At 70.4% G+C, this 12,609-nt stretch carries 11 protein-coding genes; 2 read left to right on the top strand and 9 right to left on the bottom strand.

From position 1 onward, the window contains the following. The 6 genes from ON27_RS44270 to mftA all read right to left on the bottom strand — a co-directional run. Positions 1–706 (bottom strand): AMP-binding protein (locus ON27_RS44270; RefSeq protein ID WP_043719428.1); only part of this gene is annotated, 706 nt, incomplete at its 3' end. 398 nt (positions 707–1,104) lie between these two features. Beyond that, the gene (locus ON27_RS03995; RefSeq protein WP_043719426.1) at positions 1,105–2,466 is read right to left on the bottom strand and encodes a GAF domain-containing protein; all 1,362 of its coding nucleotides are present in this window, start codon (positions 2,464–2,466) and stop codon (positions 1,105–1,107) included. 113 nt (positions 2,467–2,579) lie between these two features. Further along, entirely contained in the window at positions 2,580–4,031 is a 1,452-nt protein-coding gene (mftG, locus tag ON27_RS03990; RefSeq protein WP_043719424.1) for a mycofactocin dehydrogenase MftG, read from the bottom strand. Positions 4,032–4,122: 91 nt separating this feature from the next. Then, positions 4,123–5,523, bottom strand: a complete 1,401-nt coding sequence (gene mftF / locus ON27_RS03985) for a mycofactocin biosynthesis glycosyltransferase MftF (protein ID WP_043719422.1) — start codon at positions 5,521–5,523, stop codon at positions 4,123–4,125. 231 nt (positions 5,524–5,754) lie between these two features. After that, positions 5,755–7,305, bottom strand: a complete 1,551-nt coding sequence (gene mftC / locus ON27_RS03980) for a mycofactocin radical SAM maturase (RefSeq protein WP_083887366.1) — start codon at positions 7,303–7,305, stop codon at positions 5,755–5,757. A 16-nt stretch (positions 7,306–7,321) separates the two neighbouring features. Beyond that, positions 7,322–7,420, bottom strand: coding sequence for a mycofactocin precursor MftA (gene mftA / locus ON27_RS42680; protein ID WP_157107015.1), 99 nt, complete (start codon positions 7,418–7,420; stop codon positions 7,322–7,324). Between the two features lie 388 nt (positions 7,421–7,808). Here mftA and mftR2 point away from each other — a divergent pair, with 388 nt between their 5' ends. Both mftR2 and ON27_RS03965 read left to right on the top strand, forming a co-directional pair. Further along, positions 7,809–8,447 (top strand): mycofactocin system transcriptional regulator MftR2, encoded by a 639-nt coding sequence (gene mftR2, locus ON27_RS03970; protein ID WP_051046193.1) that lies wholly within the window; start codon positions 7,809–7,811, stop codon positions 8,445–8,447. A gap of 61 nt (positions 8,448–8,508) precedes the next feature. Beyond that, on the top strand, positions 8,509–9,564 hold the full coding sequence (locus tag ON27_RS03965; protein ID WP_043719417.1) for a ferredoxin--NADP reductase: 1,056 nt from the start codon (positions 8,509–8,511) through the stop codon (positions 9,562–9,564). A gap of 58 nt (positions 9,565–9,622) precedes the next feature. Here ON27_RS03965 and ON27_RS03960 read toward each other — a convergent pair whose 3' ends face one another. From ON27_RS03960 to ON27_RS03950, 3 genes are all read right to left on the bottom strand, one after another. Then, positions 9,623–10,372: a DNA alkylation repair protein gene (locus tag ON27_RS03960; RefSeq protein ID WP_043719414.1), complete on the bottom strand. Its 750-nt coding sequence runs from the start codon at positions 10,370–10,372 to the stop codon at positions 9,623–9,625. A gap of 58 nt (positions 10,373–10,430) precedes the next feature. Then, a complete protein-coding gene (locus ON27_RS03955; RefSeq protein WP_043719411.1) occupies positions 10,431–11,192 on the bottom strand; it encodes a glutamate racemase in 762 nt (253 codons plus the stop codon). Positions 11,193–11,352: 160 nt separating this feature from the next. After that, complete coding sequence (locus ON27_RS03950; protein ID WP_043719409.1) at positions 11,353–12,549, bottom strand: NAD(P)/FAD-dependent oxidoreductase; 1,197 nt, start codon at positions 12,547–12,549, stop codon at positions 11,353–11,355. Between the last annotated feature and the right edge of the window lie 60 nt (positions 12,550–12,609).

The following is a 12,609-nucleotide window of genomic DNA, read 5'->3' as shown; positions in this document are numbered from 1 at the left end:
CCACCAACGCCCCGACCCGGCCCACCAACGCATCGCCCCGGCCCACCAACGCCCCGACCCGGCCCACCAACGCATCAACCCGGTCCAGCACCACGTCGACCCGGCCCAACACCGCCCCGCCCCGGCCGACCAACGCATCGCCCCGGCCGACCACGGCCCCTACCCGGCCCAGCACCGCCTCGACCCGCCCGGGCACGGCCTCGATCTCGCCGAGCTCGATGCGCGGGCCCCGCGGCCGCCCCGGGAAAGCGCTGCTTTCGAAGTACTCCGGCTCGCCGTGCGGCATCCATCGCACCAGGCCACCGGTGCGGCACATCCGGTATTCCGCCGACGCGGGCACGTCCGGGCCGCCGAACGAATCGGCCGCGAACCGTTCCGCGGTCGGCTCCGGTCGCGCGAGGTAGCCCCGGGCGAGCTGTACCCCCGACAGATACAGCTCACCCGGCGCCCCGACCGGTATCGGCCGAAGCCGCGGATCGAGGACGTAGAGCCCGGTGTCGAACACCGGGGCGCCGATCGGCACCGAGAGGGTATCGGTGCCGGCGACTTCGTGAAAGGCGACGTCGGCCGCCGCCTCCGTCGGACCATACAGGTTGTACGGGCGAGCGCCGGTCAGCGCGAACGGCGCGGGTGCGGCCGAGGACGGCTGAAGCTGGACCGAACGCGGCGGCGAGGCGCTGAACCCACCCAACTCCGTATCCCGCACCAGAGCCTCCTACTCGGCGAAACAACCGTCGTCCGAACGCTTTCGGGCAGCACGAACAAGCCGCTGCGTCCGGCTGCCCAGGCCGGACGCATGGCGTCGAGCACCACGTGCGTTTCGATGAGTGCGCGAGCGGTCGAGGCCCACTCGCACGGAATCCGGCATTCCTCCAACGTCATCGCCGTGGACCGGGCGCCACGGCTATGTCAGCTACGTCACACGGTTCACAGTCCGTGCAGTGCGAACATTAGAGGGTTTCCTAATAAAAAGGAACTATTTCCCCTAAAAACTTCTGGACGGTCGTCCAGTGCGGCTACCCGGGGCCGGAACTCGGGGCAAAACAGTATGCCCGATTCCCTTTTAGACCACGGGAACACGCTCCGCGCCGATGACTGTGCAGACTATGAGCCGAAACGTTGCATCCGCGTTGCATCAGCGCCCAGCCGGCGGTCCAGTACCCGGAGCTTGGCCTCGATCTGCGCGTACAACGGCGACTCACGATCGACCGTGGCCCGGTAGGCCGCCCACGCCGCGGCGTCCTCGCGCCCTTCCTGGCACGCGGTCCATCGGCGCAGCACGGCCGCGTCCGCGGAACCCAGCACCGCGGCGCGCAATCGCACCCGCAGTTCGTCGCGAATGTCGATGACCCCCGGTGCGGTCGACCGCGGCAGTACCGGTCCGGCATAAAGTCGTAATGCGGAATCGACATCACCGGAGTCGAGCGCGGCGCGCAATGCCGCCACATCGGTTTCCACCGGAACGCGCAACCGGTAGGGCCGCGAACCGAACACGGCCGGGCCGACCACCGCCCGCAAACGCGAGACGGCCGCGCGGATGGTGCCGTTGTCCAGATCGGTGTCGTCGAGCAGCAGCGCGAGGTGATCGGCGCCGAGCCCCTCCGGGTGTTCGGCCAGCAGCAGCAGGATCTCGGCATGCCGCTGGGACAACGGAACCCGAGCGTCGGCCAGGTTCAATTGCGGCTGCCCGAGACCGAGCACGTCGAGCCCGAGCCGGCCCGCGGGATGCGGCTGCGCGGGGTCGCGACGTCCCCGGCCGTCCACGCGGGCCCGCATCGCGGTGAGCAGCAGATCCATCTCCGCGGCGGTGGCGGTGGCCTTGACCAGGGCGAGGATCTCCGGCTTGGCCACACGGACGCCGCCCGCGATCATCAGCACGCCCACCAGCCTGCCGTCCGGATCGTGCACCGGCGCCGCGGCGCCGGTGATCCGGTGCATCCGGTGCAGGAAGTGCTCCGGTCCATGGATCCACGCGGCGCGACCGGTGCGCACCACCAAGCCGACCGCGTTCGTGCCGATGCGGCGCTCGCTCAGATCGTCCCCGGCGCGCAGGCCGATCTCCGCGGCCGCCGCGACCTGTTCGGCGCTCCCGTGCACCGACAGCACCCGGCCGAACTGATCGGCGACCACGACGATCAAACCCGTTCCGGCCGTGTCCCGCACGAGCAACTTATCGATCAGCGGCATCAGCGCCGCGATCGGATGAGCCTGGAGGTAGCGTTGCAGATCGGCGCCGCGCAGGCCGCGACCGTCGAGCGCATCCGTCGGGTCGACTCCGCCGCGCACGCTGCGCAGCCAGGACTCCAGCACGGCAGGGCGCAGCAAACCGGCGAGCCGGGCAAGTCGATCGCCGCCCGCGCTGAGATATCCGTGCGCCTGCGCGGCATAGACTTCGAGCGCACCGAGTTGGGCACCCGGCTCGACGCCCTGCCCCGGGGGTCGCCCACCTGCGATGTTGCTGCCCATTTGCCTTTCTTTCCGCCCCAAACTGTACCGGCGCGCGCAGGACGGCACCGGCCGATGGTTGGGGTTTGTCCGCGAGGTCACAGCCGCGAATTGTGATCTAACTGTATTTCACTTTACGAGGTAAGGTGCGCGGCCGCCTTTTCCGCGATCATCATGGTCGTCGCCTGTGGTCCCCGCCCGAGTGGCACCGGCACGATGGACAGATCCACGACGGACAATCCGGTGACGCCGTGCACCCGGCACATCTCGTCCACCACCGCCGCCGCGTCGTTTTCCCGGCCCATTCGGCAAGTTCCGGACAAATGCTGCGAAGTGGCGAGATTCGCGCGCAGCCAGGCGCCGAGATCGGCCGGCTCCGGAATCGGATCGACCGGCCGTGCGTTCATCCGGCGCAGCAGCCCGCCCGCGGTCGCCACCGCGTCGCGGAACCGGACGCGATCCTGCTCCGCGGTGAGATAGCGATAGTCGATCAGCGGTGCGGCGTCCGGTTCGGCCGATCGCAGACGCAGCACCCCGGACGAGCGCGGGCGCATCAGCGTGACGCCCAGCCGGTGCACTCCCGGCGTGAAGGACACCGCGTACGGCCGAATTTCGACGTCGCCGACCTCGAGCACCGTCTCCAGCGGGACGCTCGGCGGTTCGGCCACGTCGAGCAGGTAGGAGATGCCCACTTCGGGATGGTCGCTGAACCACGCGCCGACGGGGGCGGAATGCACGACCGGGATGTCCAGTGCGCGAAGCTGTCGCGGGTCACCGATGCCCGAGCGCAACAGCAGCGCGGCCGACTCGATCGCACCGGCGCAGAGCACGACGCGGTCGGCCCACTCGACGCGGATCTCGCCCTCGCGCACGCATTCCACGCCGACCGCGCGGGTTCCGTCGAAGCGGATGCGGGTGACCATCGTTTCCCCGGCGACGGTCAAGTTCGGCCGAGACAGCGCGGGCAGCAGGTAGCCCACGCCCGGGCCGATCCGCCTGCCCCCGTCGCAATTGCACGGCACCGCCCCGACGCCCGCGCCGGTGCCGGGTGCGTTGAGATCGGGCAGTTCGGCGAATCCGGCAGCCAGGCACGCCTGCGCGAACGCCGCGCTGACCGGAGCGGGATCCGACGCGCGCCGCACCGGAATCGGGCCGCCGTCACCGTGCCAGGGCTGCTCGCCGAAGTCCAGGTCCCGCTCGGTCCGGCAGTACATCGGAAGCACGGATTCGTACGACCAGGCATCCGAGCCGCCGAGCACACGAGTCCAGGCGTCGAAGTCCGCCGCCGTGGCCCGGACGAAGTAACCGCCGTTCACCGACCCCGAGCCGCCGATCAGCCTGCCGCGCACGATGGTTCCCGGCACCGGCGGGTCGTCGGCGAGGACGACCTCGTAACGCCACAGCCATTCCGCTTCCGGACCGATCGGCAGCGCGGCCGCGTCCATCAGTTCGGCGGGCATCGCGTCCGCGCTGGTCCACAGCGCGCCGGCCTCCAGCAATCGCACCGTGTGCGCCGGATCGGCGCTCAACCGCTCCGCCAGCACACATCCGGCGGTACCGCCCCCGACGACGAGCGTGTCGGCCATTCGGACTCCCGTTCAGCGTCTCGGCGCGGTCCGCGCCACCGGGCGGTCCCGCGCCGGTGCGGACCAGGTCATCGCGGGTCGTTCGGCTGGATCAGCGCGACGGTGTGGTGGGTTTCAACGCCTCCATGCTGCGGGCGCGGAAGGCGCCCAGCCACAGGCCGGTGCCGTAAGCGATGTCGTCGAGCCGCTTGTAGGCGACGTAGCGCACCGGGTCCAGGCCGCCCGCGTCACGGTGGGTGAACCAGTCGGCCAGTCCGTCCGCGACGGCCATGGTGACCGCGATCCGCCGGACCCGCCGCGAGACGACCATCGCCAGCAGCGTGATCGGCCAGTAGTGCCTGCACATCGCCGAGGCCAGGCGCCACAGTCCGGCGAAGAATCCGCGCGCCAGGTAGATCGCGGCGATCCGGGTGGGGTTGTCCAGCCCGGCGAAGACGCGGCGCAGCCGGGCCAGCGCGGTGATCAGGGTGACGATGCCGCCGAGCACTCCCCACTTGGTCAGCGTCCCGAACAGGAACGCGGCCAACAGGGTCCAGGACGGCACCGACAGCGGCGAGACCGTGCCCGCGTGCCGCTCACCCAGCGGCGCGGCGCCGGTGCCGTAGAAAAGCTTGCGGCCGAACCAGGCCCGGAAGCACACCCGGTGGTCGTGCGCCACGTGCGCGGCGGGCTCGTAGCGCAACCGCCAGCCCGCCCGCTCCAGCCGCCAGCACAGGTCGACGTCCTCGGCGACGTGCATCGACTCGTCGAAACCGCCTTGTTGCAGCAGCGCCCTGCGCCGGGCCAGCAGCGCCGCGCTCGGCACGTAGGACACCAGTCCGCGCGAGTGCACGGCCGCCTCGCGCCGGCCCAGATCCAGTGAGGACCGGGTGTGCTCATAGCGCGCCAGCGCGTTGGACTCCGGGTCCAGCGCGACGATCCGCGGGGCGACCAGCGCCACTCCGGGGTCACTGAAGTGGCCGAGCATCACCTCCAGCCATCCGCTGCGCGGCACCACGTCGGAATCCAGGAACGCGACGAAGTCGGTTGTCGCCGCCCGTAAACCGGCGTTGCGCGCGGCGGCGGGCCCTTGTCTGCGGTCGTGCCGCAGCACCGTCACCCGGCACCGGGTGCCGCGGTTGCGCGGGATCCGGACCGGCTGGTCGGACCCGTCGTCGACCACGATGACGTTGTGCCCGCGCAGCGCGGCCAGCAGCCGCGCCAGCCCCTCGGCGTTGTTGTGCAGCGGCACGATGACGGTGACGTCCTCCGGCGAGGGCAGCAGCCGGGGGCGGGGATTCGCCACTCCGGAGTCGAGCAGCCGTCTGGCAACGACGGCGGATTTCGGACCCGTTACCTCGAGGTACCCGTCGCCGATCATCTCGGCAGCCTCCGGGGCAAGTCGCAGCAACCGGGCCGGCGAACCGCCGATCAGTACCCGCCCACCGGAGTATGCGCGTACCCGGGGATCGATCCGCACCCCGAATCCATCGGGCAGGCGATCATGGCACATTCCTGGCATGCTAGGCGGAGTTTCGGGTGCGGACATCAACAGTCCGGAAAAAACGGCGGAATTCCGGGCGAAACCGGCCCGCCACCGGAAGCACCCCGCTCCGCTTCCGATGCCAGGAGTTCGCCGGCGGCCCGGTCACAGCATCCGGCAACGGGGCGGCTATCGCCCGGTAGCACACCGGGCGATAGCCGAAACCGGGCATATAGCATACCTTCAGCAAACATCATTGCGTCATGCCAGCGGACTCTCGTCGCAGGCCCGCGACGGACGGCGTTCCGGCGCGAATCCGGCCGGGCGCGTCGCGCTCAGCGTCAACGGGACCGGTCCGCTCTTGCGCCCACTCGCTCGCGGCCCGGTCCGGCGCGAATGGTCGACCGACGAACGCGGGATCATCCGCTCGGTGTCGGCCAGCGCCGCCTCGCCGTAGCCCTGGACACACTCCGGGTCCGGGCCGTCGGCGGGCAGCCCGGTGAAGAACTTCGCCGCCATGCAACCGCCCCGGCAGGCGTCGTAGTGGCTGCACGACGCGCACGCGCCGCCGCCGCTGGGCTCGCGCAGCTCCCCGAACAGTTCCGAGGACCGCCATACGGCGCCGAAACCACCGTCGGTGACCACATTTCCGGCACGGAACCGGTCGTGAATGGCGAACGGGCAGGCATAGACGTCACCGACCGGGTCGACCAGGCAGACCACGCGCCCGGCGCCGCACATGTTCAGGCCCGGCAGCGCCTGGCCGAACGCGGACAGGTGGAAGAACGAGTCGCCGGTGAGCACGCCCTCTCCGTTGCGCAACAGCCAGTCGTAGAGCACGCGCTGCTGATCGGGAGTCGGGTGCAGCTCGTCCCAGACGTCCGCGCCCCGCCCCGACGGCCGCAGCCTGGTCAGCCGCAAGGTAGCGCCGTATCTTTCGGCGATCGCCCGGAACTGGTCGAGCTGTTCGATGTTGTGCCTGGTGGCCACCACCGACAGCTTCGCGTCCCGGAATCCCGCCGCGGCGAGGTTCTCCAGTGCGCGAATGGCCATGTCGTAGGAGCCGGGTCCGCGCACGGCGTCGTTGACCGCCGCGTCGGCCCCGTCCAGCGACACCTGCACGTCGACGTAGTCGCTGGCCGCGAGCCGGGCCGCGACCTCGGGCGTGATCCGGACCCCGTTGGTGGAGAACTTCACTCCCACGTGGTGCGCGGTCGCGTAGTCGACCAGCTCCCAGAAGTCGGGGCGCACCGTGGGCTCGCCGCCGCCGATGTTCACGTAGAACACCTGCATGCGCTCGAACTCGTCGATCAGCGCCTTGCACTGCTCGGTGCTCAGCTCGCGCGGGTCGCGCCGTCCCGAGGAGGACAGGCAGTGCACGCAGGACAGATTGCAGGCGTAGGTCAGCTCCCAGGTCAGGCAGATCGGCGCGGCCAGACCGGATTCGAAGCGATCCACCAAGCGCACCGCCGCGTCCGACGGCGCGACGGTCGCCGCGCCGGGGACCGCAGTCGCGCTCGGCACCGCGGTCGCGACCGGCGCGCCGGCCGGAGCGCCGACGATCATCTGCGAATCCGCGAGCTGGGTCAGCGCATCGACGTAGGCCCCGGTACCGGTCTCGGGCACGCCCGCGGCCCGCAGAGCGCTGCGGGCCGACGCGTGCTGCGGCAGCGACCGGACGATCTCGACGATCCGCGGACTCTTCAGGAAGGAGAGTTTGCGCGTGCCGAAGTGGTAGAGCAGCGCGCCGAAGGGCTCCGGCCGCAGCGCCACTCGGGGGTGCAGCTGCCAGCGGGTATCGAGATCGAGCATCGTCCTCGACCGCCCGTCAGTAGACGCCGCACATACCGTCGATGGACACCTCTTCGATGAGGCTCTCCTCGACCAGCGGCGCTTCTTCGGCCGACCGCGCGGCGGCGGTCTCCATCCGTCCGGTGTTGTCGGTGTCGGCGTGTCCGATGGACCCGTATTCCGGCATGGCTACCTCCGCGAGGACGATCCGTGTGCCGGACTGCCCGGTGCAGTCCGTGCTCACACAATAACGTCATAAACTGACAAAAGAACAGGTTTCAGTCGGGAACCGGAGATCGGGAGGTCGTCCGCCGCGCGGACCGGCCGGTTCGCCGCCCGTCGAGTGAACAGGCGGCGACAAGGTCCGCGCCCGGCGCTCTAGACTTCGGGTGGCAAGCAGCTGAACAAAATGTGACGGGCGGCACCCGCCCGCAGCGGTAGAGGTGGCATGGGAGTCGGACGAATGCAGGCGAACGGGGGCGGCAGCACGCTCGGGTGCGAGCACCAGGCCCGGAGGCGGAAGCTTGCGTAACCACGGAGGACCCGCCGGCACCACGAACGGAACACTGTCGGAGTCCGAGATCGTCGAGGCCGCGCTGCGGGTGGTCCGCGAGGACGGCGTGGAGAAATTGTCGATGCGGCGACTGTCCCGCGAACTCGGCGTCTCCCCGATGGCGCCCTACTACTACGTCGCCGACAAACGCGAGCTGCTCGACCTCGTCGCCAGCGCGGCGCTGACCGGAGTGCGCACGCCACCGCCGGAATCCGGGCCGTGGCAGCACCGGCTGCGCGACCTTGTCGACCAGATCGACGAGAAATTGCGCAAGTATCCCGGCCTCGGCGACATCCTCATCGAGCAGATGCTCGGCAAACAGCTGGACCTGATCGCCGCCATCATGGATCTGCTGGCCGAAGCGGGCTTCGGCGACCGCAACGTGCTCGCCGCCTACGCGACCATCCACACCTACCTGTTCGGTCGCAGCCGGGTGAACCCGCGCGACCGCTCCGCACCGGCGGACGTGACGCTGCCCCCCGTCGTCGAGCGAGCCACCCGCTACATCGGCGACCTGCGCGGACGCTATTCCTACGACTTCGGCATGGACGTGCTGATCGCCGGTCTGGAAGCCCAGCTTGTCCGGCAGGCGACGACCGACGTACGATGAAACTGAAACACGTTCTAGTTTTGGCATCGCGGGATGCCCGTGCCAGGTTCGAGAGGACGACATGACCACTGTCGAGGTTCCACACGGCTCGCGCTCGGTCGTGCTGCGGGTTTCCGCGGTCATCGCCGAGACGGCCGACACCCGCTCGCTGGTCTTCGACGTCCCCGACGAACTGGCCGAGAAATTCCGCTACCAGCCGGGACAGTTCCTCACCCTGCGCATCCCCAGCGACCGGACCGGCTCCGTGGCGCGGTGCTACTCGCTGGCCAGCTCGCCCTACACCGACGACCGCCCGAAAGTGACCGTCAAGCGGACCGACGGCGGCTACGGGTCGAATTGGGTGTGCGACAACGTGCAGGCGGGCGACCAGATCGAGGTGTTGCCGCCCTCGGGCGTGTTCACCCCGAAGGACCTCGACGACGATCTGCTGCTGTTCGGCGCGGGCAGCGGCATCACGCCGGTGATGTCCATTCTCAAGTCGGCGCTGGCTCGCGGCACCGGCCGCATCGTGCTGGTCTACGCCAACCGCGACCACGAGTCGGTGATCTTCGCCGGCGAGCTGCGCGACCTGGCGGACAAGCACCCGCAGCGACTCACCGTGATCCACTGGCTGGAGTACCTGCAGGGCTTGCCGACCGCCGACGCGCTGGCCACGCTGGTCGCGCCGTATCGCGGCTACGACGCGTTCATGTGCGGGCCGAAACCTTTCATGGACCGGGTGCACGACGCGCTCGCACAACTGGGCGTGCCGCGCTCGCGCACGCACGCCGAGGTGTTCAACTCGCTGGCCGGCGACCCGTTCGCCGATCAGGCGCCGGTCGAGGTCTCCGAGGCGGAGGCGGCCGACGCGGCGACGGTCGAGGTCGAACTCGACGGCGAAGTGCACGAGCTGAAATGGCCGCGCAAGCAGACGCTGGTGGACATCATGCTGGCCAAGGGTTTGGACGTGCCGTATTCCTGCCAGGAGGGCGAATGCGGTTCGTGCGCCTGCACGGTGCTCGAAGGCAAGGTGGAGATGGACAACGCCGAGATCCTCGACCCGGAGGACATCGAGAACGGTTATATCCTCGGCTGCCAGGCGCATCCGGTGACCGACCACCTGAAGATCCAGTTCTGAGCCCACCGGAAATCGGGACGCAATTTTGCGTTCGCCCGGAATGGTGCCGTTGGTCGACCTATTGCGGCGCCTGTCGCGCGCGATATCCGGCGCGGACCTCAGGTGCCAGATGCTCGGTGGCGTAGCTCAACGCGGTGCGGCCCATGCCCGCGGCGTGCCGGTCGAGGAAGCCGGTCAGCAGGCTCCGATCGACACGCTTGCCGACTTCGCGCAGCATCCAGCCCAGCGCCTTCTGGATCAGGTCGTGCCGGTCGGCGAGCAGCAGTTCGCTCAGCGCGAAGGTGGTCGAGGCGTCCCCCGCCTTGATGAACGCGAAGGTGGACAGCAGCGCCACCCGCCGCTCCCACAGGGATTCGCTCCCGGCCAGCTCGAACAGCAGGTCACGCGGCTTGTCCAACAGCCACGGGCCGACGATGCGCTCCGCCGACACGTCCACGAGATCCCAGTTGTTCACCCGGCCGCGGCGCACGGCGGCCAGGTACAGCTCCACCATGGCGGCGCGAGCGGCATCGTCGAACGAACGCGGCGCGGACGCCCGGGCGAATCGGTTGTTCAGGATGACCAGCGCGGTGAACCGGTCCTCGTGCACGTCGCTGTCGAGCAGCTCATCGATCTCGTCCAGCGCGAGCGCGGCGAAGCGTTTCGCGACGCCGCGGCTGGCCGGAACCCGGACACCCAGGAACACGTCGCCCTCGCCGTACTCGCCGGGCCCGGTCTTGAAGAATTTCCGCAGGTTCGCGGCATCAGCCGGATCCGCCAGTTCCCGCAGGGCCGCCCGCACGTCGGCCGCGGTCACCGAGCCCGTCATCGATCCACACTCCTGTTTCGAACTCGTCAGCGCGGCGGAGACTGCCCCGGACAGCGGTTCACGCTCGCGCGCCCAGCGCGCGGCCCGACTCGAACGCGGCCGCGCTGGCGGGCAGCGCCCCGGGCCGGCCGCTGGTGAGCACCCGGATGCCGCCGGTGCCCGTGCTCGGGCGGCCGAGCGCGTCGATACGCCGAATGGTCTGCGCGGCAACGGCTTGCGCGCTGTCGAACAGGCGCACCCCGTCCGGCAGCGCGGCCACGATGGCATCGGTCACCAGTGGGTAGTGCGTGCAGCCGAGCACCACGCCCTCGACGCCGGGCGGAGTCCGCGCGGCCGCGTCGGCGATCGCGTCGTGGGCGGCCGCCAGATCACCGCGATCGATGGCGTCGGCCAACCCGTGGCACGCCACGCCCACCACGTCGGCGTCGCCGCCGAACTTCGCGATCAGATCGGCCTGATACCGGCTCGCCGTCGTAGCCGCGGTGGCCCAGACCGCGACCGACCGGCACACCGCCGCTGCGGGCTTGATCGCGGGGACGGTGCCGATCACCGGCACGTCCGGCCCGACGTCCGCGCGCACGTGTTCCAGCGCCGTGACGCTGGCCGTATTGCACGGCAGGACGATCACCTCGGCCCCCATCCGGAGGGAGTTCCGCGCGGCGCCCACCACCCGCTCGACCACCCAGTCCTCCGGCTTCGGTCCCCACGGCGCGCCCTCCGGGTCCAGTTGCAGCAGCAGATCCACATCCGGCCGCAACTTGCGTAACCAAGCGGAGGTGGGCAGCAACCCCAGACCCGAGTCGATGAGCGCGACGATCACCGCACCACCGTATTACAGCTCCACCGACAGCCCCGCACACCGCTCGAGCCCGGCGCACCCTCCGCAACAACGCCTGACACCTCGGCATCCGAACCAGCCGTGCCACACCTCGGCCGGACCGAACCCGTCGCGACGTGAGCGTGAACGCGGCGCGCGGCGTTCAGCTCGGCGCGAGCAGCTCGGTCACCGGAGCGCCCGCCGCGATCTTGGCGCGCGCCTTCATCACCTGGGCGGTCATGCCCGCGCCGACCACGCCGGTGAGGTTGCCGCCCTGGGCGTAGTAGGCGAGGAACTTGCGGCCGTCGTCGGCGGCGAGGTGCACCTCGTCGGACGCGCCGGGTGTACCGAGGGCCTGGATCTTGACGTCGTACTGGTCGCTCCAGAAGTACGGGACGCGCGCCACGGTGGGCGGTTCGGCGCCCAACAGCGCGCAGGCGACCAATTTGGCCTGTTCGCCCGCGTTGGTCCAATGTTCGACGCGTTTGCGCGCCCCGGTGTCGTGTAGCCACGCCGCCACGTCGCCCACGGCCCACACGCCTTCGGCGGAGGTGCGCCCCACTTCGTCAGCGAGCACGCCGCCACCGGCCGACGGTTCGGCCAGCGCGATCCCGGAATCGCTCAGCCATTCGGTCACCGGCCGCGAACCCACGCCGATCACGACGAGGTCGGCGGCGACCTCGGTGCCGTCGGACAGCCGGGCGCCGCGCACCCGCCCCGCGTCGTCGCCGAGGAGCGTGTCCACCCCGACGCCACAGCGCAGATCGACTCCCTCCGCCCGGTGCATCCGCGCGACCAGTTCGCCCACTTCCGCGCCGAGCACCGAGGCCAGCGGCGTCGCCTGCGGCTCGACCAGCACGACATCCACCCCCTGCGCCCGGAAGCTCGCGGCGAGTTCGCAACCGATGAAACCCGCGCCGACGACGAGCGCCGTGGCGGCGCCGGTCAGATCGGCGCGCAGGGCGACGGCGTCGGAATGGCCGCGCAGCACGTGCACGCCGCGCAGTTCGGGCAGGCCGGGCAGGCGGCGCGGGCGCAGGCCGGTGGCGACGATCAGCTGGTCGTAGTCCAGCGTCGTGCCGTCGGCGAGGCGGACGCGACGGGCCGCGGTGTCGACGCCGACCGCCTCGGTGCTCAACCGCAGCTCGATCTGCTTTTCGTCGTAGAACTCACTGGGGCGCAGGGTGGTGTCGTCGGTCTCGCCGCGCACGAACTGCTTGGACAGCGGCGGCCGGTCGTACGGCAACCGCGACTCGTCACCCACCAGCACGAGCGCACCGGCGTATCCCGCGCGGCGAAGTTCCTCCGCGGTGCGCAGGCCGGCGAGGCCGGCTCCGACGATCACGATCGGCGCGGTCATGCGGCCATCCCTTCTTTGGAACCCGGCCGCCGGTTCCACGGAACCGGCGGTGCGACGAAG

The sequence above is a fragment of the Nocardia asiatica NBRC 100129 genome, from assembly GCF_000308415.1.
Classification (GTDB): domain Bacteria; phylum Actinomycetota; class Actinomycetes; order Mycobacteriales; family Mycobacteriaceae; genus Nocardia; species Nocardia asiatica.
The sequence above is the reverse complement of the archived record's forward strand: the minus strand, read 5'-3'. Positions and strand labels throughout refer to the sequence as shown.

Bases quoted from the DNA above. Each gene is read 5' to 3' on its own strand.
- mftG (WP_043719424.1), bottom strand. From the start codon at position 4,031: ATGGCCGACACGCTCGTCGTCGGGGGCGGTACCGCCGGATGTGTGCTG.
- mftF (WP_043719422.1), bottom strand. From the start codon at position 5,523: ATGTGCCATGATCGCCTGCCCGATGGATTCGGGGTGCGGATCGATCCC.
- mftA (WP_157107015.1), bottom strand. From the start codon at position 7,420: ATGGAGACCGCCGCCGCGCGGTCGGCCGAAGAAGCGCCGCTGGTCGAG.
- ON27_RS03950 (WP_043719409.1), bottom strand. From the start codon at position 12,549: ATGACCGCGCCGATCGTGATCGTCGGAGCCGGCCTCGCCGGCCTGCGC.
- ON27_RS03965 (WP_043719417.1), top strand. From the start codon at position 8,509: ATGACCACTGTCGAGGTTCCACACGGCTCGCGCTCGGTCGTGCTGCGG.
- ON27_RS03960 (WP_043719414.1), bottom strand. From the start codon at position 10,372: ATGACGGGCTCGGTGACCGCGGCCGACGTGCGGGCGGCCCTGCGGGAA.
- ON27_RS03995 (WP_043719426.1), bottom strand. From the start codon at position 2,466: ATGGGCAGCAACATCGCAGGTGGGCGACCCCCGGGGCAGGGCGTCGAG.
- mftC (WP_083887366.1), bottom strand. From the start codon at position 7,305: ATGCTCGATCTCGATACCCGCTGGCAGCTGCACCCCCGAGTGGCGCTG.